General features: G+C 45.7%; 1 protein-coding gene. It reads left to right on the forward strand.

Translation table 11 applies throughout. The features are described from left to right. Positions 1 to 473 precede the first annotated feature (473 nt). Positions 474 to 782: a hypothetical protein gene (locus DT23_RS18260; RefSeq protein WP_156024007.1), complete on the forward strand. Its 309-nt coding sequence runs from the start codon at positions 474 to 476 to the stop codon at positions 780 to 782. The last annotated feature ends 173 nt before the right edge of the window (positions 783 to 955 follow it).

Raw genomic sequence — 955 nt, forward strand, 5'->3', positions numbered from 1 at the left:
GGCGGAAAGGAGCCATTCGCTGCGCCCCGCACCAGCGGCAGCTATGCGCAGAAGGAGGGCCTTACGAAGTTCGATCACTTTACAAAAGGAAATTTACAAACCAAACAGCTCAGAACAGCAAGCATACCCTCTCGATAGTTGTTTTTTCATGATCGAGAGAGATTAAATTCATAGGTGGGATAGAAGAGTAATGCTTGTAACCTTTGAATTCTGGGGCATGCACCGCAGTGCGATCCCAAGTTATGGTTCGGAGAGCCTGAATGCTAAACCAAGACATTGTTTTTAGGGATACTTATTGGCTTCTTTGTATTTTTTTGGCCGATAAGGCCATTTTCGACATGACGCCAGAGGATCAATAAGTTTGGGGAGATTCTCAAAGCTCAAACGAGCCGCTATTTAGGCTGCGCCATCAGTTCATAGACGATGAGATCAATCATACATTGATCAACCTCGCTATTTGTAACCGAACCCACATGGAATTTAAGGAAGAACGGCATGATAGGGAATATCCTGATCATGCTTGCGGAAGATTGATAAAGGACGTGGCTATTGATTCAATTGAACCGCTCACGTTTCGCGAGGCCTGCAATAAGATCATTCACGCCAACAAATTTCTGGCAACCTTCATAAAATCAGGGGAAGTAAAAATCTTTTGTAACGAAATGGAGCCGATGCACCACGAAATGCGGTTGTTCGGAGAGCATTTTGGAAAAGAATGGAGGGCAGAACTGGACGTTCTCGCATTTCTTCGTGCAACTACAGAAAATTTTGACTTGTTTTAGTTTGATCATACCGCAGGCTGCCTTGATCGGCCAATAATTTCCGTAACCCTCTTACTTCACTGCCCTGCTAACAAAGCTCTCTGTGAGTACACTGGTCGCTCGACACCATGTCTGCTTAGGGTTGAGGTCGGTCATTCAACTTACCAGCTCTGAACGGCAGCTTTGGGCCGTCC

It is taken from the genome of Thioclava indica, from assembly GCF_000714545.1.
Taxonomy (GTDB): domain Bacteria; phylum Pseudomonadota; class Alphaproteobacteria; order Rhodobacterales; family Rhodobacteraceae; genus Thioclava; species Thioclava indica.